Origin of the sequence: Sphingobacterium sp. BN32 (assembly GCF_030503615.1) — a bacterium.
Classification (GTDB): Bacteria; Bacteroidota; Bacteroidia; order Sphingobacteriales; family Sphingobacteriaceae; genus Sphingobacterium.
Genome location: NZ_CP129963.1, coordinates 1119601 through 1139766 on the forward strand (window position 1 = coordinate 1119601; position 20166 = coordinate 1139766).

The 20166-nt window shown below is 41.7% G+C and carries 18 protein-coding genes; 14 read left to right on the top strand and 4 right to left on the bottom strand.

Features of this window, described 5'->3' with window-relative positions; all coding sequences use genetic code 11:
* Positions 1 to 82 precede the first annotated feature (82 nt).
* Positions 83 to 694: a Crp/Fnr family transcriptional regulator gene (locus QYC40_RS04600; protein WP_301992661.1), complete on the bottom strand. Its 612-nt coding sequence runs from the start codon at positions 692 to 694 to the stop codon at positions 83 to 85.
* Between the two features lie 269 nt (positions 695 to 963).
* Between QYC40_RS04600 and QYC40_RS04605 the strand changes: the two genes are divergently transcribed.
* The 14 genes from QYC40_RS04605 to QYC40_RS04670 all read left to right on the top strand — a co-directional run bounded on the left by QYC40_RS04605 (position 964) and on the right by QYC40_RS04670 (position 15369).
* Complete coding sequence (locus QYC40_RS04605) at positions 964 to 1440, top strand: c-type cytochrome (RefSeq protein ID WP_301992662.1); 477 nt, start codon at positions 964 to 966, stop codon at positions 1438 to 1440.
* Between the two features lie 38 nt (positions 1441 to 1478).
* On the top strand, positions 1479 to 3467 hold the full coding sequence (nosZ, locus tag QYC40_RS04610; RefSeq protein WP_301992663.1) for a Sec-dependent nitrous-oxide reductase: 1989 nt from the start codon (positions 1479 to 1481) through the stop codon (positions 3465 to 3467).
* A gap of 11 nt (positions 3468 to 3478) precedes the next feature.
* Entirely contained in the window at positions 3479 to 4075 is a 597-nt protein-coding gene (locus tag QYC40_RS04615) for a hypothetical protein (RefSeq protein ID WP_301992664.1), read from the top strand.
* A gap of 2 nt (positions 4076 to 4077) precedes the next feature.
* Positions 4078 to 4527 carry a nitrous oxide reductase accessory protein NosL gene (locus tag QYC40_RS04620; protein ID WP_301992665.1) on the top strand — a complete coding sequence of 150 codons (450 nt, stop codon included), beginning with the start codon at positions 4078 to 4080 and terminating at the stop codon, positions 4525 to 4527.
* Between the two features lie 43 nt (positions 4528 to 4570).
* Entirely contained in the window at positions 4571 to 5788 is a 1218-nt protein-coding gene (locus tag QYC40_RS04625; RefSeq protein WP_301992666.1) for a nitrous oxide reductase family maturation protein NosD, read from the top strand.
* On the top strand, positions 5785 to 6522 hold the full coding sequence (locus QYC40_RS04630) for an ABC transporter ATP-binding protein (protein WP_301992667.1): 738 nt from the start codon (positions 5785 to 5787) through the stop codon (positions 6520 to 6522). The genes QYC40_RS04625 and QYC40_RS04630 overlap by 4 nt, the downstream gene beginning before the upstream one ends.
* On the top strand, positions 6515 to 7282 hold the full coding sequence (locus QYC40_RS04635; RefSeq protein WP_301992668.1) for an ABC transporter permease subunit: 768 nt from the start codon (positions 6515 to 6517) through the stop codon (positions 7280 to 7282). Before QYC40_RS04630 ends, QYC40_RS04635 begins: the two co-directional genes overlap by 8 nt.
* A gap of 30 nt (positions 7283 to 7312) precedes the next feature.
* Positions 7313 to 8278, top strand: a complete 966-nt coding sequence (locus QYC40_RS04640; RefSeq protein WP_301992669.1) for a DUF542 domain-containing protein — start codon at positions 7313 to 7315, stop codon at positions 8276 to 8278.
* 30 nt (positions 8279 to 8308) lie between these two features.
* Positions 8309 to 9094 carry a FixH family protein gene (locus QYC40_RS04645; RefSeq protein WP_301992670.1) on the top strand — a complete coding sequence of 262 codons (786 nt, stop codon included), beginning with the start codon at positions 8309 to 8311 and terminating at the stop codon, positions 9092 to 9094.
* 58 nt (positions 9095 to 9152) lie between these two features.
* A complete protein-coding gene (locus QYC40_RS04650) occupies positions 9153 to 11171 on the top strand; it encodes a TonB-dependent siderophore receptor (protein WP_301992671.1) in 2019 nt (672 codons plus the stop codon).
* 181 nt (positions 11172 to 11352) lie between these two features.
* Positions 11353 to 13467, top strand: a complete 2115-nt coding sequence (locus QYC40_RS04655; RefSeq protein WP_301992672.1) for a ribonucleoside triphosphate reductase — start codon at positions 11353 to 11355, stop codon at positions 13465 to 13467.
* On the top strand, positions 13451 to 13636 hold the full coding sequence (gene nrdD, locus QYC40_RS04660) for an anaerobic ribonucleoside-triphosphate reductase (RefSeq protein ID WP_301992673.1): 186 nt from the start codon (positions 13451 to 13453) through the stop codon (positions 13634 to 13636). The genes QYC40_RS04655 and nrdD overlap by 17 nt, the downstream gene beginning before the upstream one ends.
* Entirely contained in the window at positions 13617 to 14294 is a 678-nt protein-coding gene (locus tag QYC40_RS04665; RefSeq protein WP_301992675.1) for an anaerobic ribonucleoside-triphosphate reductase activating protein, read from the top strand. Before nrdD ends, QYC40_RS04665 begins: the two co-directional genes overlap by 20 nt.
* Before the next feature lie 139 nt (positions 14295 to 14433).
* Positions 14434 to 15369, top strand: coding sequence for an AraC family transcriptional regulator (locus QYC40_RS04670; RefSeq protein ID WP_301992676.1), 936 nt, complete (start codon positions 14434 to 14436; stop codon positions 15367 to 15369).
* A 19-nt stretch (positions 15370 to 15388) separates the two neighbouring features.
* Here the strand turns inward: QYC40_RS04670 and QYC40_RS04675 are convergent, their stop codons facing one another.
* The 3 genes from QYC40_RS04675 to QYC40_RS04685 all read right to left on the bottom strand — a co-directional run bounded on the left by QYC40_RS04675 (position 15389) and on the right by QYC40_RS04685 (position 20165).
* Complete coding sequence (locus QYC40_RS04675) at positions 15389 to 15955, bottom strand: HmuY family protein (RefSeq protein WP_301992678.1); 567 nt, start codon at positions 15953 to 15955, stop codon at positions 15389 to 15391.
* Positions 15956 to 16132: 177 nt separating this feature from the next.
* Complete coding sequence (locus tag QYC40_RS04680; RefSeq protein WP_301992679.1) at positions 16133 to 19369, bottom strand: TonB-dependent receptor plug domain-containing protein; 3237 nt, start codon at positions 19367 to 19369, stop codon at positions 16133 to 16135.
* 10 nt (positions 19370 to 19379) lie between these two features.
* Positions 19380 to 20165, bottom strand: coding sequence for a hypothetical protein (locus QYC40_RS04685; RefSeq protein ID WP_301992680.1), 786 nt, complete (start codon positions 20163 to 20165; stop codon positions 19380 to 19382).
* Position 20166 lies beyond the last annotated feature (1 nt).

Here is a 20166-nt window from a genome sequence, read left to right on the forward strand (position 1 = left end):
ATAAGGTACTTTTAGTTTTATAAAAATAGAGAGACTACTCGCAAGGGTAGTCTCTCTTTGATTAGGGTTTGCAGACGGACTGCTAGTTCAGCCCATCGGCAGGGACAAATACCTTCCCTTTAATAATTTGCAAGATTTCTTTTCTTTCCATCTGCTTCATGGTCCGGATAATCGTTTCCACACGCAAGCCTGTCATATTCGCAAGCTGTTGCCGCGTCAACATAAGCCGATGGCATTCCTGACATATGAGTCGTCGGTCTTCGTTCAATTTATGAATTAGCTTGAGCAAGATATCCTCTGGCCGGAAATTGCAGACGAGACTCGTTAGGAATTGTTTAAAATGGAGATCCTTAGCGATTTTTTGAGCAAAGAATTGGTAGAAGCAACTGTACTCCTTCAGTATTTCTTTAAATCCGTCCTTGCTAACTTTAATTAGGGTAGTGGGGGAGTCGGCGACAGCAGTAATTCCGTGAAGCCCGTCATCAAAAATTGCAACTTCACCAAATCCATCATTCGCACAGGCCACCTTGTGTAATACCTCTCGGCCATCGTCTAAGAAATTACTTAAACGTACGCGACCGGTAAGGATCTGATAGTAATAATTACTATTACTATTCTCGTGGTAGATTACTTCTCCAGCATCAACATTCTTTTTGACCGCTCCTTTTTCCAAAAGTATTTCGATTGGAATCATAGTCTAAATGTTTTAGAAATAATAAATATTAACCAAAACTATTAACAGCTACCTGTTTATCCGCTGATATGTGTCAACTCAAAATGTGATTAAAATCACAATTTCTAGCAATGCCCTCATAAATAAGGTGCTATGGTATTTTTTACCGCTTCTTGATAGAAGTCGTTTTCTAAATATGATTGAACGCATAAAATCACTGCTATTTGTCAAGATACCTTTGTAATAACAATAATACATGATCTCTTCGGAGTAAGGAAAACTGACAAACTATGAAAAAACTAATGGTATTCTGTTTGATCGCGGTGTCAATCTACGCCTGTTCTTCAAACAACAACGACAACAAAAACGCGGAGTCTACTTCAGAGGTAAGTGCTCCTGCGAGCAACGATGCGAGTGCTTACGACGAGCATCGTGGAGAGGGAAAATTTACTAACGTGGAAATCGGCGAGAAGTTAGATCCCGCAATGGCCGCGAAAGGCAAGCTCGTTGCTGATGTTAAATGTGCATCATGCCACAAACTGACAGACGAGCGACTAGTAGGACCAGGATGGAAGGGCGTCACAGAACGTAGAAAAGCAGAATGGGTGATGAACTTTGTAACAAATCCTGATCCGATGTTAGACAAAGACCCAGCATTACAAGCGCAATTAGAATTGTGTTTAGTGCGCATGCCTAATCAGAATATTACTGATGAGGAAGCACGTCAAGTCTATGAATATATGCGCGAAAATGATGGTGTCAAATAATAGATAGCACATTTTATTAACCCCAAATTCATAATATAATGGAATTTAAAAAGTATGTATTAGCAGGGTTGGCAGCGGCGACGCTGATGTCAACTTTCCAGTCCTGTAAGCCGAAAGGCGCAAGCGAAGCCGTAAGTGGCAATGCTGCCGAGAAAGCTTACGTAGCCCCCGGGAAACTCGATGAATTTTACAACTTCGTGTCTGGAGGTTTCAGTGGACAGTTAGCAGTTTATGGTTTGCCGTCGGGTAGACTATTACGCGTAATTCCGGTCTTTTCTTTGGACCCGGAAAAAGGATGGGGATTTAGTGAGGAAACCAAACCAATGTTGGAAACATCACATGGAAATGTGCCTTGGGATGACTTGCACCACGTGCAGATCTCAAAAACCGATGGTGAATATGACGGTAAGTGGGTATTCGTAAATGCGAATAATACACCACGTATCGCTCGTGTAGATTTAACAACTTTCCGTACAGCGGAGATCCTAGAATTGCCGAATAGCGGCGGTAACCACTCATCGCCATTTATTACCGAGAATACAGAGTATGTTGTAGCGGGTACTCGTTTCTCTGTTCCACCGGATGATAGAGATTGTGATGTGCCGATCAATTCTTACAAAAAGAATTTCCGTGGTACGTTGAGCTTTGTGAGCGTGAATAAAGACAACGGTAACATGGATTTAGCATTCCAGATTGAAACCCCTGGTGTAAACTACGATTTAAGCCGCGCCGGTAAAGGGAAATCGCATGGATGGTTCTTCTTCTCTACCTACAATACGGAACAGGCAAATACCCTATTGGAAGTAAATGCTTCGAAAAATGACAAGGACTTTATTCTTGCCGTGAACTGGAAAAAAGCAGAAGAGTATTTGAAAGCAGGTAAAGGTAGAAAGGTTTCTAATTTAAAATATGCGCATAACGTTTATGACGAGAAATCGCATACGGCAAAATCTGAATTCAAAACAGAAACTATTGTCTTAAATGCGGAAGAATTAGAAGGTCTTTGTTACTACATCCCATGTCCTAAATCTCCACACGGAGTCGATGTAGATCCTACAGGTGAGTACATCGTAGGTTCTGGTAAACTAGCGGCTTTGATCCCTGTATTCTCTTTTGACAAAATGCAGAAAGCTATCGCCGGTAAAAAATTCGACGGCCAATTCGGTGGGATTCCAATTATCAAATACGAAGAAGCCTTGTATGGAGAGGTTGAAAAACCAGGTTTAGGTCCATTACACACAGAATTCGACGGTAAGGGAAATGCGATTACTTCATTCTTCGTATCATCTGAATTAGTGAAATGGAACATCAAAGACCTAAAGGTTATCGATCGTGTTCCAACTTACTACTCAACAGGTCACTTAATGATTCCAGGTGGAGATACCAAAACTCCAGATGCGAAATACGTAGTAGCTTACAACAAGATCACAAAAGACCGTTATTTGCCAACAGGTCCTGAGTTATCTCAAAGTGCGCAGTTATTTGACATCTCTGGCGATAAGATGCAGCTGATTCTGGACTTCCCAACTATTGGTGAGCCGCATCATGCGCAAGCGATGCGTGCAGATAAGATTAAAGAGCGTTCATTGAAAATCTATAAGATTGAAGAAAACTCACATCCTTTTGCTGCTAAAGGAGAGAAAGAAGCTCGTGTAGAACGCAAAGGCAACCAAGTTCATGTTTACTTAACAGCTATTCGTTCGCACTTTGCTCCGGATAATATTGAAGGTATTCAATTGGGCGATGAGGTTTATTTCCACGTAACAAACATTGAACAAGACTGGGATATGCCACACGGCTTTGCTGTTAAAGGCGCTAGAAACGGAGAATTATTAATCATGCCGGGAGAGACCCAAACTTTAAAATGGGTTCCTGATCGCGTTGGTGTATTCCCATTCTATTGTACCGACTTCTGTAGTGCTTTGCACCAGGAAATGCAAGGATATATCCGCATCTCTAAAAAAGGTAGCAATGTGCCAGTTACTTATAGCGTAGGTACTAATTTGCCTGCAGATAGTGCAAACTAAAAAAACTAAAGATGAAAACTAACTACAACATGTCACCTTTGCACCGCGTCCTCATCGGACTCTGCGGGGTGGCTTTAGTAGCAGTCATCTTCTTACCTATTTGGCGTATTGAGCTGGATGCAGCTCAATACCCCGAAGGGTTAGAACTGCAAATTTATAGTAATAAGCTAGCAGGGGAAGTTGAGATTATCAACGGATTGAACCACTATATCGGTATGAAGACGCTGCATGCAGCTGACTTTATCGAATTCACAGTGCTGCCGTACATCATCGCTGCCTTTGCTGCCTTATTCCTTTTTGTTGCCATTCGCAACAAGAGAAAAGCCTTGTATTTCCTATTCTTTGCCTTCCTTCTTTTTGGGGTGGTGGCAATGGTTGATTTTTATGTCTGGGAGTACAATTATGGGCATAATCTGGATCCTAATGCGCCTATTAAAGTGCCAGGGATGTCCTATCAACCTCCATTAATCGGCTATAAGCAATTACTGAACTTTGGAGCCTATTCAATCCCTGATATCGGAGGTTGGATATTTATCCTAGTTGGTGTCATCGTCGCTTATTGTTCAGTCCAGGAATGGAGAAAATCAAAAAACACAAAACTAGATTGATTATGAAGAGCTGTAAGATTTTATTGCTATGCCTGAGTAGCGTGATGTTGCTGATGTTTGGATTGCAAGCTTGTCAAGGTAACAATGAACCTAAGCCGATTAAGTATGGATCGGATCAGTGTGCATATTGTAAGATGACAGTGAGCGACCCTCGTTTCGGCACACAGCTACTGACTAAGAAAGGACGGGCTTATAACTTTGACGATGTTCAATGTATGGTCGCTTTCGTCAAAGAAAATCAAGTGAAGAAGGAAGATGTTGCGGTATTTTTCTTACCGGATTATTCAACAAATAAGTTGTTGCCGGCGGAGAAGATGTTCTACTTAAAAAGTGAAAAACTAAAAAGTCCGATGCGCGGAGATATTGCTGCTTTTAGCGATAGCGCAGATTTGGAAAAAACAAAAGCCTCGGTAGGTGGGACTACCATGACATGGGACGATTTGTGGAAATAGTTTGAACGCGATGAGAAGTTTTGCCTTAAATATATTTAGTACAATGTTTGTTTATTTGATGGTAGCAGCGAGTTCTCATGCTGCTACCATTGAAATAGGCGTTGGAAAACCTGTAAAAAGGATAAAGGAAGGGATCGCGCTAGCCAAAGAGGGCGATACTCTATTAGTGCATGCGGGCGTATATAAAGAAGGTAATATTGTCATTGATAAACCCCTTACTTTCTTAGGAAAAGGAAATCCGACCTTAGATGGACAAAAGAAATTTGAACCCTTGTCGATCAAATCCCATGGTGTTCTGGTACAGGGATTTACGTTCAAATCCTCTGGGCACTCCTCTTTGGATGATATCGCTGGGGTAAAAATTTATAACACGTATGATGTCAGAATTATAGATAACATTTTAGATGATAATTTCTTCGGAGTCTATTCGCAGAACTGTAAGCGATTAGAAATCCGCGGCAATAAGATTCGCGCTTATGGAAAAGCCGAGCAACTTATTGGCAACGGCATTCATGGGTGGAAGTCAGACAGCCTGGACATCCGAGAAAACGAGATCATTGGCCATCGAGATGGCGTTTATCTAGAATTCGTTACGCATACACATGTATTGAACAACCTATCCCAAGATAATCTTCGCTACGGTCTGCATTTCATGTTTTCACATGATAATAGTTACGTAGGGAACACCTTCCGTTCGAATGGGGCGGGAGTAGCCGTGATGTACACGAAGAATGTGCACATGGAAAATAACAGATTTGAAGAAAACTGGGGAGATGCGGCCTACGGCCTTCTCCTAAAAGATATATCCGATAGCCAAATTATCAATAACCATTTCGAAAGAAACACTACCGGAATTTTTATGGAAGGATCCAATCGGATCCAACTTGAACAAAACAATTTTAAGGACAACGGTTGGGCAATCAAAGTACAGGCAAGCTGCATGGACAATAGGTTTAAAGACAATAATTTCATGCAGAATACCTTTGATGTTGCTACAAATGGTGCCTTATCGCTTAACTATTTCGAGAATAACTTTTGGGACAAATACGAAGGATACGACCTGGATAAAGATGGAATTGGCGATATCCCTTTTCGCCCTGTTAGTTTGTTTTCGATGCTAGTAGAGCGCTATCCCTCGGCCATGCTGCTTTTTAGGAGCTTTATGGTCACCTTATTTGATCGTACAGAGAAGTTATTACCAAGTTTAACTCCCGAGAGCCTCAAAGATGAAAAGCCTCGAATGAAATCGATGAAAGTATGATTCAGATTCAACATATCACAAAGGAGTTTGGAAAGCTCAAAGCCCTAAATGATGTCAATCTCCAACTGGAAGGTGGAGAATGTATCGCTTTGATCGGACCAAATGGAAGCGGAAAGACCACCTTAATCAAGATGATTTTAGGAATGGTGGTTCCCAGTGCTGGCAATATCTTGTTCGAAGGGCAAAATATCCAACAAAAGTGGATTTATCGCAATGAGATTGGCTACATGCCGCAGATTGGGCAGTACCCGGAGAATATGACGATTGCGCAGGTCCTGGATATGATGAAAGATATCCGCAAGATGCCGGAAAGCCAATTGGATTTAGAGCTATACCATGCGTTCAATTTGCCTTCACTGCTGGGAAAGCGAATGGGAACTTTGTCCGGTGGGACGCGTCAAAAAGTAAGCGCATGTTTAGCTTTTATGTTTTGTCCAAAAGCATTAATCCTGGATGAACCGACAGCCGGTCTTGATCCGCTATCTACCGAGATTCTAAAAGAGAAAATCCAGAAAGAGAAGAATAAAAATAAGCTGATCATCATCAGTTCACATGTGCTTAGTGATCTGGACGATATGGTTTCGCAGATAATTTATCTGCAAGATGGTCAACTGATCTTTCATAAATCATTGCAACAATTGAAAGAAGATACAGGAACTCAAAAATTATCGAAAGCGATCGCTCAGATAATGACTGTTCCAAATCACCCTAACAAAGGAGCTGTCCATGAATAAAATTGTTCGATATGTATTCGTTGACCTATTGAGGAATAAAACTATCCTAATCTATACGCTATTGTTACTTGTGTTGTCGATCAGCGTCTACAGTATGGAGGATAACTACGAAAAGGGCTTGGTCAGCTTACTGAATATAGTGCTTTTTGTTGTTCCTTTGGTGAACATTGTGTTTACGAGTATTTACTTATATAATAGCGCAGAATTTATAAACCTGCTAGTGAGTCAGCCTCTTAAGCGTACTCATATTTGGCTTAGTATGTTCATCGGACTGGCAAGTGCGCTGACACTGTCATTTATCATTGGCGTTGCATTGCCGACGTTTATTTATGCGTTCAGCATTTCCGGACTAACATTAATAGGTTGCGGAATACTATTGTCGTTGATTTTCGTCTCAATTGCCATGTGGACATCCGTATTGATTAGAGATAAATCGAAGGGAATTGGCCTTGCTATCTTATTATGGCTTTATTTTGGGTTACTATTTGACGCTTTGGTGCTCTTTATGCTGTTCCAATTTTCCGACTATCCGATCGAGAATCTAATGGTCGCCCTGTCGATGTTCAACCCGATCGATATTAGCCGCATTCTGATTCTTCTAGAACTTGATTTATCGGCGATGATGGGCTATACAGGTGCTATTTTCAGAGATTTTTTCGGAACAGCGTTAGGCATGGGAATCACGCTGTTCATCATGATATTATGGTGTGCTCTTCCTGTGGGACTATCCCTTCGTGTTTTCAAGAAAAAAGATCTTTAAGATGATATTCGGTATTAAAAATTAGGTGCCATGATTATTTCAACTACACTTGAGGTTTTTGAGTTAGAAACTCAGGAAAGACAAAAAACTATCTTTGAATATTTTGACGCGCTTTCTGAGGGCGAATCATTCATCATCAGACATGATCATGACCCCAAGCCTCTGTATTTCCAATTTTTATCAGGAAAAGGCGATGGATTTCTATGGGAATATCTGGAATCGGGTCCTCAATTTTGGCAGGTTCGGATAGGAAAGACTCATGCTGTGAAGACAGAAGAAACCATTGGAGAAATTGCGGCGAAGGACATTCGCAATGCAGCACTTTTAACCAATCTGGGTGTTGATTACTGTTGTAACGGAAAGCAGACAGTCGGCGAATGTGCAGCTTCCATCGGCCTGACCGAAGGGGAACTTCGTGATAAATTAGCGCAAGCAGCAAAGATTGAGGCGCCATCAGACTATCTAACGTTTGAGAACTGGGAATTGGATTTTCTCGCTGCCTATATCAAAAATGTGCACCATTATTATATACGTGAGCATTTTCCGATTATCAGCAATTTAGCGAACCGAGTTGCGATGGTACATGCAAGTGAACAACCGGAGTTAGTCGATTATGCAAAAGAGGTTGACACATTTTTGAATGAAATTTACGCGCATATAGAAATAGAAGAAAAGCTGTTATTTCCCGGCGCCAATAATTTAAGCATGCTAACGGTGGAACATGCTTGTCAATTAGTCCAATACCTTCGTTATGAACATGGTGATTTAGGTGTCGAATTGCAGCAATTACGCCGCATAATAAAGCATTATCTGCCACCCGAGGGGGCCTGCTATTCCTATATCTCACTGCATGCGCATCTTGAAGCGTTGGAGCGTGACCTGTGTCAGCATATACATTTAGAAATCAATATTTTATTTCCGAAACTCTTAAAAATTTACGATTCCTCGTCGAATTCAACAAACATTTTTGAGACCGAAGGCTTATGCAGCATTTAAAGCGATTATTAACACAAAATAAACAATACGATGAAAAAGATAAACTTTCTCCTTTCCCTTTGCTTGACGCTCTTATTTATGAGCTCTTGTTCCAAAGACGATCCAAGCGTGGAGATCGAAACAGATAAGCTAATTATTGCTAAGGCTACGCTGAGCAATGATGAAGAAATCACCCTAATGGGCGACCACGAGCTAACTGTTGGCTATCAGAAGGTATATATTCAGCTTACCAAGGATGGCAGACTGCAAACCTCTTCCAACATCACTTTCTCACCAATTATGGATATGGGCAGCATGACGCATGGCGCTCCATCGAGTGCTTTGAGCTATGCCAACCAAACGAATAGTTATGAGGGCTATGTGGTATTTACGATGCCATCTAGCGATTCGGGTTCATGGGAGTTGAAATTTAATGTGAATGGCGAAGAGATCAGTATCCCAATTCGGGTGAAAGCAGCGGCGACTGGCAATTTGCCCGTAAAGAGTTTTACAGCATCCAATAATAAGGGATATGTCATCGCTTTAGTTGATCCTGCAACACCCAAGATAGGGGTGAATGAGTTAGAGCTGATGATTTTTCTAAAAGAGACGATGTTTTCATTTCCGGAACAAAACGGATTAACATTGGATTTTGATCCGCAAATGACTTCTATGAATCATGGCTCACCTAATAATGTTTCGCCGGTTGCTTCTGGCAATGGTCGTTACAAAGGCAAGGTCAATTTTACGATGACAGGAGATTGGAGATTGTTCTTCGATATCAAAGAAGGAAATACCGAGTTGGCGAAAGATGTATATCTCGATGTTCTCTTCTAACTATTAATGATCTGCGCCAATGCTTTGGCGCAGCATGGTTGTCCCCAATTTACAACTTATGAACGGCATACGATATATATTAGTTTTAAGCGCTATCGCCATGACTTTCACTGCGATGGCTCAACATCATAAGGAGCAAGACTCACTTAAACATGTAGAAATTGAAGAAGTCGTGGTCACGAGTCAAGTTGGTGTCAATAAGCAACTTGAAAAGGAACAACGTGCTTCCAAACAAGCCAATATTGATCAGCTGCTGGATAAGGTAGCCGGCGTACAGATGATCCGTCGCGGTGCCTACGCCTGGGAACCAACCATACGTAGTCTAAATGCCGCGCAGACCAATCTAAGTATCGACGGAATGGCAATTTTTGGGGCTTGTACAGATCGGATGGATCCCATTAGTTCATATATCGAGCCTAGCAACCTTCAACAGATTAATGTCAATCTAGAACCCTCTTTTAATAACTACGGTGCGGGTGTTGCCGGAGGTATTAATTTTAAATTGGCGACTCCCGAATTGACGAATCTTCCTAAATTAAGCGGTTTGCTCGGAACAGGTTTCGAAACGAATGCTGAGGCTATTCAAACTTTAGCCTCCCTACAGTACAGTACAGACCGCTATGGTATCCTGATCAATGGGATATTCAGAAAAGCGCATGAGTATCGGGCAGCGAATATGCAAGTGGTACCACATTCGCAGTTCCAAAAATGGAATGGATCGCTGGCGTTCAAATATAAAATAAACGATAGAAACCAGCTTACCGCACAATATCTTGCTGACTATGGACAAAATATTGGATACCCAGCTTTGACGATGGATGTTGCATATGCAAATGCCAATATCGCTTCATTAAGCCATGTGTACTCGATGAAAGCGACAGGCATGGATCTTCGAAGTAAAATATATTTTAATCACATCGACCATGCAATGGACGATACGAAACGTCCGGCAGAAAGTGTCGCGATGCATATGGATATGCCTGGTGTTTCATGGACAGGCGGGTTCTACAGCGAAACGGGGTATCAGCAGGGGAAACATTATTTGCAAGCGCGAGTAAGCGGCTATGTGAATCGATTGACCGCAAACATGACGATGTATCCGACCCAAGGCAGCCCGATGTTCATGTATACTATTCCCGATGCGCAACGTAATCATATCGACTTAGCTATCGCCGACAAGCTTGCTGTTTCCGAACAGTGGGGAGTGGACTTCTTAGGGAATTATAGCTATTCACATTCACAACTGTACAGTGAAGCAGGAAAGGCACAACTTTCAGGAATGAAGGATGGAAATCTTAACCGTAGCAATCACCTGGCAAGCGTCAGTTTGATGGGGCACTATCAACCCAGTGCTCACTGGCATTGGATGGCGAAGATGGGTTATGCAACTCGAAGCGCGAGCTTACAGGAGTATTATGGCTTTTATTTGTTCAATCGTTTAGATAATTACGATTACCTCGGTAATATGGACCTTAAAACCGAGAAAGCTTTGCAGGCTAGCTTAGGCATGAGCTATCAATTGGCTTGGCTACGTATAGAAGCTACTGCCTACAACTATTTCTTCAAAGATTACATAGCAGGAGCCATCAATAACGATTTTCAAGTAATGACGATTGGTGCCACTGGTGTAAAACAATATGCCAATCTATCTTCGGCAAATATCATAGGTGCGGAATTTGCGCTTCGTTTGAAACCGTTTAAATTCTTAGAATGGATGAGCACGGTTGCTTATTCTGAGGGCAAAGATAACAGAGACAATTCGCTTCCGCTGATAGCGCCATTTACGAATAACAATAGCCTCCTAGTAAACTATAAGGGTTGGGCGGGACAGGTCGAACTAGCGTATTACGCTGCTCAAAATAAAGTAAGCCCTGAAGTTTACGGCGATACGCATACCCCTTCCGCAACCTTATTGAACGCAGGATTGCGCAAAACATTTTCGTTAAAGCAACATCGGCTCACTAGTAATTTCCGCGTGGAGAATATTTTCGATCGCTATTATTATCGTCATCAAGATATTATGAAAATTGCGCGCCCCGGTCGCAACTTTGTCGCACAAATAAGCCTGTCGTTTTAAGCATTTTCAATAATGCGGCTCACCCCGCATTTCAAGCTAACTTCTTTCTTAATCAGCTTATTGAACTCTGAAAATTTTCAGAAAAAAAATGAATAAGTGTTTAGCGTCATTTTAATTCTAGGTAGTTCTAGGTAGCTTTAGATAAACCCAAATTCTTGCTTTTAAAACTCAAAATTGTGATATGAAAGACGTAATTAAACGAGACGGAACCTTAGAGAAATTTCAGCCTTTTAAAATAGAAGATGCAATCAAGAAAGCCTTTCAGTCCGTGTCGATTCCATACGACGAAGAGATTATGGAATCTATACTTGCTGAGATCGGGCAATCCGCGCTCGTCGACGTGGAAGATATACAGGATCTGATTGAAAAAAAGCTTTATGTGGGTGGTCATTTTCAAGTAATGCGCTCCTTTATGCTCTTCCGACATACAAGGAAGTTGCAACGCGAGCATATCGATCGATTTATCGATTCCAGCACTTATGTCGACAGCAGCCATGCAGTAGAGGAATATATTTATCAGAATGATTGGCGAATCCAAGCGAATGCGAATAACTCTTTTTCAAATGCGGGCTTGGTTAATAACACCGCCGGAAAGATTATCGCCAATTATTGGTTAGACAAAGTTTACAATAGAATAGAAGGACATGCGCATCGTAATGCGGATATTCATATTCACGATTTAGACTGCCTTACAGGTTATTGCGCTGGTTGGAGCCTGCGGGTATTGCTTGATGAAGGGTTTAATGGGGTTCGTGGTCGTGTAGATAGCAGGCCACCGTCTCATTTCCGAGAAGCGCTAGGTCAAATGGCTAATTTTTTAGGGATTTTGCAAAGTGAATGGGCGGGAGCACAGGCTTTTAGTTCATTCGACACCTATCTGGCACCCTATGTATTCAAAGACAGATTGAGTCAGATTGATGTGAAAAAAGCGATTCGAAGTTTTGTGTATAATTTAAATGTGCCTGCTCGATGGGGTCAATCACCATTTACGAATATCACGTTGGATTGGAATGTTCCTCAAGACTTACAAGATCAGATTCCTACGAAATCAGGCACGCATTTATTCCGCGGCTTGGAAAACGAAGAGCTAAATGCCCTTGCCGCCGAGCGGGGTGCAAGTAATTTAGAAGATTTGACTTATAAGCATTTTCAAGCGGAGATGAATATGATCAATAAAGCCTATTACGAAGTGATGACGGAGGGCGATGCGAATGGGCAGCCTTTCACATTTCCTATCCCGACGGTCAATATTACCGAAGACTTTGATTGGGAGGGTGAGAATGTGGATGTTCTGTTCGAGAATACAGCGAAGATTGGTTCTTCCTATTTTCAGAATTTCATCGGAAGCCAATATATAGTGGATGAGGCAGGCGAGCGGGTCGAAAATCCGGATGCCTATAAGCCAAACGCCGTTCGCAGTATGTGCTGCCGTTTGCAGCTTGACTTGCGCGAGCTGTTGAAGCGCGGGAATGGGCTGTTCGGAAGTGCCGAAATGACCGGAAGTATAGGCGTGGTCACCATCAATATGGCAAGGCTGGGTTACCTGTACAAAGGCAAACCGAAGGAATTATATGCACGTTTGAATGAGCTGATGGAAATCGGAAAATCCACTTTGGAGAAGAAGCGCAAATTTGTACAGGAGATGTATGATAATGGCCTGTATCCATATACCAAACGATATCTTCCACACTTTCGCAATCATTTCTCGACCATTGGTGTCAATGGTATGAATGAGATGATTCGTAATTATACTGAAGACCAAGAGGATATCGTATCTCCTTGGGGCAAGGAGTTTGCTAGCAACGTCTTAGATTTTATCCGAAACAGACTTCGTGAGTTCCAGGAAAGTACGGGCAACCTGTATAACCTTGAGGCGACACCAGCTGAAGGAACGACCTATCGATTTGCTAAAGAAGATAGGAAACGCTTTGAAGATATTTTGCAAGCAGGAACGCATCCACAGATTTATTACACCAATAGTTCACAGTTGCCAGCCGATCAAACGGATGATCCGTTTGAAGCCTTGCTTTTGCAAGATGATCTGCAATGTAAATATACAGGCGGTACAGTATTGCATCTCTACATGCGCGAGCGCATAAGTACATCCGATGCATGTAAGGAATTCGTAAAAACGGTATTAACAAATTTTAAATTACCATATATCACAGTGACTCCAGTGTTTAGTGTATGCCCTAAACATGGTTACTTGAACGGGCAACATGAATACTGTCCGCAATGCGACGAAGAAATTATCAATAAACATAAATTAGATGTCACACATGAAAACTTTGAATGATGAAAGACAGCAGGTGTTGCAACAACATCAGCAAGAACGCAGTAAATGTTTGGTTTACACGCGCGTAATGGGCTACCACCGTCCTGTGGAAAGCTTTAACATCGGTAAGCAAGGGGAACATAAGGAGCGAACCTTATTCTGTGAGCAATATGGCAAATCCGCTGTTTGATATCACTCCCTTTACCTTACTCGATTACCCCGGTAAAGCAGCCTGCATCTTTTGGTTTGTGGGCTGCAATATGCGGTGCCAGTATTGTTACAACCCTGATATTGTATTCGGAAAAGGCAAAATTAGTGTGGCAGATGCAGTTGGTTTTTTGCAGGCACGGAAAGGACTTTTGCAAGCTGTCGTGCTCAGTGGGGGCGAGTGTAGCATCCATAAGGATGTCAGAACCATTGCGCAAAAGGCAAAGGATTTAGGGTACTTAGTCAAAATCGATACGAACGGTACGAGCCCCAAGACATTAACTAGCCTTATCACCGAAGGCCTTGTTGATTATGTCGCTTTGGATTTAAAAGCTTTAGCGGACGATTTTACCGCTATAACGGCGTCTAAGACTTTCCGAGGATTTGAGGAGTCTTATCATATCCTGCAAGCTTCCAATACCGCTTTCGAGGTGAGATCTACTGTTCATTCTGCACTGCACAGCCTTGCAGATATCGAAGCGATGATTGCGTATCTCTACGATCGAAACTATCGTGGGACTTATTATCTGCAAGTCGCATTGAATAATGTGAAAACTATAACAAAACTTCCTGATTCTACTTACAACATAACGAATTTAAAGTTCGAAGACACAAAATTACCTGTTGTCATCCGTGGCTGATCTTCTTAGAAAATCATTAGAATGCTAATTATTTAGAATGATTATAAATAATATTCACTATCTTAGTAGCGAATATTATTAAGTATAGAGAAATTAGATTCGGTCGGGTGAAATGATTGTTAAGAGTAGGATAATTGAGATGAACAAATGTTTGTTCGAGCAAGAGGTTTTAGATGTATATGTTCCGGAGAATCCTATCGTTGAGTGTAGAACGGAAATCAATAATGACCTTATACATATGGAGAATTTCCAACTTTCCACGAGTGGAATGTTTATTCTTCAAGCCAAGATGAATTTCGCTAAGCCGGTCCATTTCCAAACAGAGATTGTTGGGGATGCGGTAACAAGTCAATTCATCTTTTATCGGCCATCGGCCTCTCCGAATCCGATGGAAATGAGCCGCCACAATATTCGCTATATCCCATCCTTTAAATCCACTCAGGAAGTGAAGGATGGTATAGATTATCATTTCTTTATCGCTGTATTATCGAAGGAATACTATCTGAATTTAATCCATCGAGATTCGTTGCTGCATCAGGAGTTTATCCGTGAACTCAATGAAGGAAATCAGGCTTCCTACGTTAAAGAGGATTATATGGCGACTTTCGAGATGCAACAAACTATTGCGGAGCTGGTAGAGTGTAAAAAGATGGGCGAAATCCGTAGACTACATACGGAGTCGCATATTTTAGAACTCTTGATGTATCAGTTTGAGCAATATTTTTATCGGAATAGCCAGCCAGATTTTACTTTTAGCGAAGAAGATATCCTCCGATTGGAGAAAGCGCGACTGATTCTAGAAAGCCGCATCAGCAATCCCCCCACGCAGCGGGAGCTGGCATGCGAGGTGATGACTAGCGAAAGTAAACTTCGCAAAGATTTCCGCCGTTATTATTCCATGACAATCAATAATTACTTGACACAAATACGCATGGCAAAGGCGAAATCTTATTTGTTGGATGAGCGCTTGCCGGTTTATGAGGTCGCCGCATTGACAGGTTATAGTCATCAAAATAACTTTACGAATGCCTTCAAGAAGTACTATGGCTTTCCACCAATAGAGTTGAAGCCCTAATATTTCCTGCGATTATTTTTTACTCGAGTTCAGCGAATTGGAAAGTCAAGAATGTGGTTTTATCTGACGATGTTGGATAAGCTGGAGCCCCTTCATAGATACTGATCATTTTGATCTTGTAATACTTGCCATTCCCCGTTCTGAGAAATATAGTTTTTCCTTTAATAGGTTCTACCACATGCGTTTGAACATCGTATGTATACCATCCATTTTCATAATTAGCAATGTTGCCGGATTCTGCTTCGCTGTAACTAAGTGAGGGTTTTCTATCGATTTTGTCGTAGTCGACATTCAAAACTTTCATCCAGGTTCCGACTTTGCTATTACTTACTATCAGTGTGTTCGCAAGACCGGTAAAGGCGATATCCCAATCTCCGTCAGCTTTGGCTTCCGCATTCTTTTGCAGGCTGAAATATATCGGCTTTGCAATTCCGCTGGGTTGCCCCGTGCTGAAATGTCCATTATTTAAGTCTCTTACAAATATGTCCTGTGGTTTATCCGGCTCGGAGCGAGGCTCTTCGTTTTTTGAGCAGCTACTCAGTATGAAGAGTAGTAAGGCAAGGAAGTAAACTGTTTCTTTAATCATCAACATCGTCATATCAATTTTTATTGTATTTCTATTAGCGGTCTTATTCGCTACATTGGGCACCCTAGCTTTTCATGCCAACTATTCGATATGTGCGTCATATCCTTTTGCTGCAAACTAGCGATGAAAGCTTGAGGGTGCTTTTTGTAGTTATCTTAATTAAAAACGAACCTATTATTAAAATGTGAATCGCATGAACATACCGTACGTCCTGACGGGAAGCATGGCTGCATATTCAAAGGATCCGCCGTTTCTGTTATTATATGATCCGTCTGGATTTAAGTTGTAGGGTAAGCTTTTATAAACATAGCCTAAGTTCCTTCCAACAAATCCGATCTGCGCAGACTCCATGCGGAACCATCTTTTTGCTAGCTGGTTCGGCACAGTGTAGCCGACATTGATTTCGCGAATGGCGATATAGCTATTTTCGAAGATGGAGCGCTCGCGCACGCCTGCTCGCTCATGGAATCCGGCGTAGTAGTCGCTCGCTGCCATTGGCTGCAATAGGTATTCGCCATTGGCATCTTTTCCAATCAATTGCTGGGCTTCAGCGAAGCTGAGTCCGGATACGTCTTTGCCCAAAAGCTGAATATGTTCATCAAAAACACCCTGAGGGATAATCCCATCGAAACTAGATTTATAAACCGTCTGTTGTATTCCAGTTTCTGGGTCGATCTGTTGCACAGGAAGTTTTCGCTCAACTCCACCAAGCGCTTCTGAACGTCCAAATCGAGTTTCGGATAATACAGCGCGTTGATACAATAAAGCATGGGTACCAGAGTAAATATCTCCGCCCATTTTGAAGTCTAACAGCGCACCTACTTGTATGTTTTTGAAGGCTATTTTGTTATCAAAGCCGGAAATCCATTTGGCAGTGCTGTTTCCGATTTCTTTTGCCTCGCCCGATGGAACGTATTCCATATGCGAGTTCAGCAAGACTTCACCATTCCCATTTGTTTTAGCGGCATAGCCAGATAACAAAGTCCCGAAGTTTCCATTTACACTTCCGACAAGACTCACGTCGTTTTGACTTCCTAATTGGGTCAAACTATTGGTCGACGAACTGTTGATCTCTAGGAATTTGTTTCTATTTGCAGCAAAGTTGATTGTACTGGTCCATTGAAAATCTTTATTTCGAAACGGAACTGCCGTCAGTTGTAATTCCCATCCTCTGTTTCGCACTTTGGCGTGTACATCACGTAGAGGGCGATTAAACTTATCTAATGGGCTCACAATATCGTATAAGTAGTTATCGATGGTTCTATTATACCAGGTGACATGGAAAGCGAGTCGGTTGGTGAACCAACTAAAGTCCGTACCTAGTTCATATTCTTTGGCATATTCATAGGAGAAGCCAGTTTGATAGTTTCTAAGACCCCATGATCCAGCGTTGGTATAATAAGGTTTGTATACCGTTTTTAAACCAGGGTAGGGAAGTTCGAGATCATCTGTAACGGCAGATTGATAATGAAATAAGCCCGTTACATTTCCACTATGTCCATAATTTGCTCTTACTTTGGCGAAGTCTAGTGCTTTTTCGGGCAAGTTCAGCCAGTTTTGTAATGCTGAAGTGTATAAGTAAGCAGCTCCTATGGTAGGATAAAGCTGGGTCAAACTTCCAAGTTTATCTAGGTTGCTAAGTGTCTTGATGTGGTCTACCCGTGTCCCCGCGTTGATAAATAAATTCTGTCCATATTGATAGTTCAACATCAAATGGGCAGCATGAATACTTTTAGTATTCGCATGTTTAATGTTGAAATCGCTTGCTAGCGTGAATGTCGCTGGATTCAGATATTGTGTAATTACTTCTTTTTCTGATCCGAGCCTTAATCGATGTGGGTTGTTTGACATCGGTACATAGGACAATCCGCTGATCCCACCTTCGGTTTGCCAATAATCGTAGCCTAAGCTTGCTTGAATCTGATGTTGTGCGAAGACTTTATGGTAGTCTAATTCTGCTTTGGCCATCCAATCTTTGCTATATTCATTTGCGCTATTATTATAAGCGCGTTCTTGGTGATATAAGCTTTCATTACCTAACATGCGTTCGAAAAAGCCATTAGCATGCTCCTTCGTTTTAATGCCATAGTCGGCGTAGTTTGCTGCTAATTTTATATCTAATTCTGGTAGTATATGCCAATCTGTATTAACAAACAAACGAATGCTTTCCGCTGTTTTTTTGGCTTGCTGGCCATACAAGTACCATGCTGTTTCGCTCTCCAAAGGATCGTTATTGCTTGCTGCTGCAAAATCAACAGGGTACTCAATAAACGTGCGTCCTAGGGATGCAAACTTTTGAGCACCAATGCTTGGCGCATTTCTTGCCACACTGTAATTATAAATTGCTCCGAGCTCGGTTTGTACTTTGCTTGACCAGGTTTGGATCCCTTTAAACATCAGGTTGTTTTTATCTAAGGTGTTACGCTTGTAAGTTCCTTTGTTAAAGTCTGCCCCGTAGGATAGCCTTAGTTTCGTTTTCCCTTTGAAATAATTGATCGCTAATTGTCCAATTTGTGAATTCGATTGTTCGAAAGAATCGTAATAATTATCGCTGGCGGTGGAGAGCCAGGCTAAGCGAGCGTCGTTAATTTGTTGGACATCATCGTTGCTAAGTAAGGACGGCATGCCATATACTTGTCCAATACTACCTCCTACATTAGCATCAATAGATAGACCTTGCTTCATATGATGCCCTTTGGTATTGATTTCAATGACGCCATTCATTCCTCTCGAGCCATATTTTTGAGCGGCAGCTGCACTTTTTAAAACTTGAATGTTTTCAATATCATAGACATTCAGTTCTTTTAAGGTGTTTCCCCAATCTTGTCCTCCATATTGGTTGGCGCCTGAGGTCTCATTTTCGATAGGCATGCCATCTAAGATAAAAAGCGGCTGGTTGCCACCGACGAGAGATTTCATCCCACGAATTACCATGTTGCTTCCCGATGTGACACCACCTGCGGTAGCATTCATTTGTAATCCGGGTACTCGTCCGCGAAGGCTATTGATGGGATTCGCTTCAAAAGAGTTTATTAATTCAGCCCCATCAATCGTGTTGGTTTCATAGACCTTGTCGTAGTTTTGATGCGCTAGGACATACACCTCGCTGATCTTCTCAGATGATTTTGCAAGTTCAACGCGTAAGGCATCCGCTGTCTTAATCCACAGCGTCTTGGTCTCAAACCCTGCTTTTTTGAAGATCAAGCTGCATGGGAGTTGCTTTACGCTAATTTGAAACCATCCTTTATTGTTACTGTTCCCAAGTAATTGATTGCTGATGTTCATAATCTGAACCTGGCTCAGCGGGTCGGCATTTTCATTCAGCACACGACCGGTTATCGTTTGCTGAGCCAAGGCATCGGTCAATAATAAAACTAGAAACAGGGGTATTGCAATGAAAATTTTTTTTAACATGATAAAGTTGTTATTCAGTGTACAGGAAGTGTCGTTGGGATTTTAGCTGCCCATGACTATTACTTGAGGTCGGAACATCATATTTGATGTGATCATAACGATAGCTGATATCCTCGACAAGTGGTTTCTCTACACTATTGCTAATATTAGTTGCATTTTGATAAACCCTCATTAGGTTTCTCCCAGTCTTCAGGCTCGCTATTTCTTTGAATACCTGTTGTAGGGGATAGACTAATAATATGGGTAACATCGTATCCTCATTGTGGATGTATGGATTAGCATATTGATCGTAACGGAATTCGTATCCTATCTTTTTAGGCAAAAGCGTTGCACGCACGACTGTGCCATTTCCGTCAGTAAATAAGTTGAGTGTATCGATTTGCGTTGGTTTCGGTCCAGGGACGATCATGCGCGTTGTCTGAATAATCTGTATCTGATTTGGAAGGTATTTAAGCTGGGTGTTGCTTAGTTCGGGTCCGGATACTGCGGTCAATCGATTCTGTTCATCATAAGACGCTTGATATTCATTAAAGGATTTCACCTTGTCAGATCCATTATCATAAGATAACTCAAAGATGTCCGTTCCGTTGTAAACGACTTGTTTTAATCTTTTTTGCCCATCGTAAGTGTAACGTTCGAACAATTCGTTGTTTTCAGATCTAACTTCTTGTAATCTGAACTCCTTGCTGATGTTTAAGCGGTCATGCTGTTCGAAAGTAACCTGTTTATTGCACGATGTTAAACAGATAATCGACATCATCCATACGGATGCGCGTAGAAATATGGTAGTTCTCATA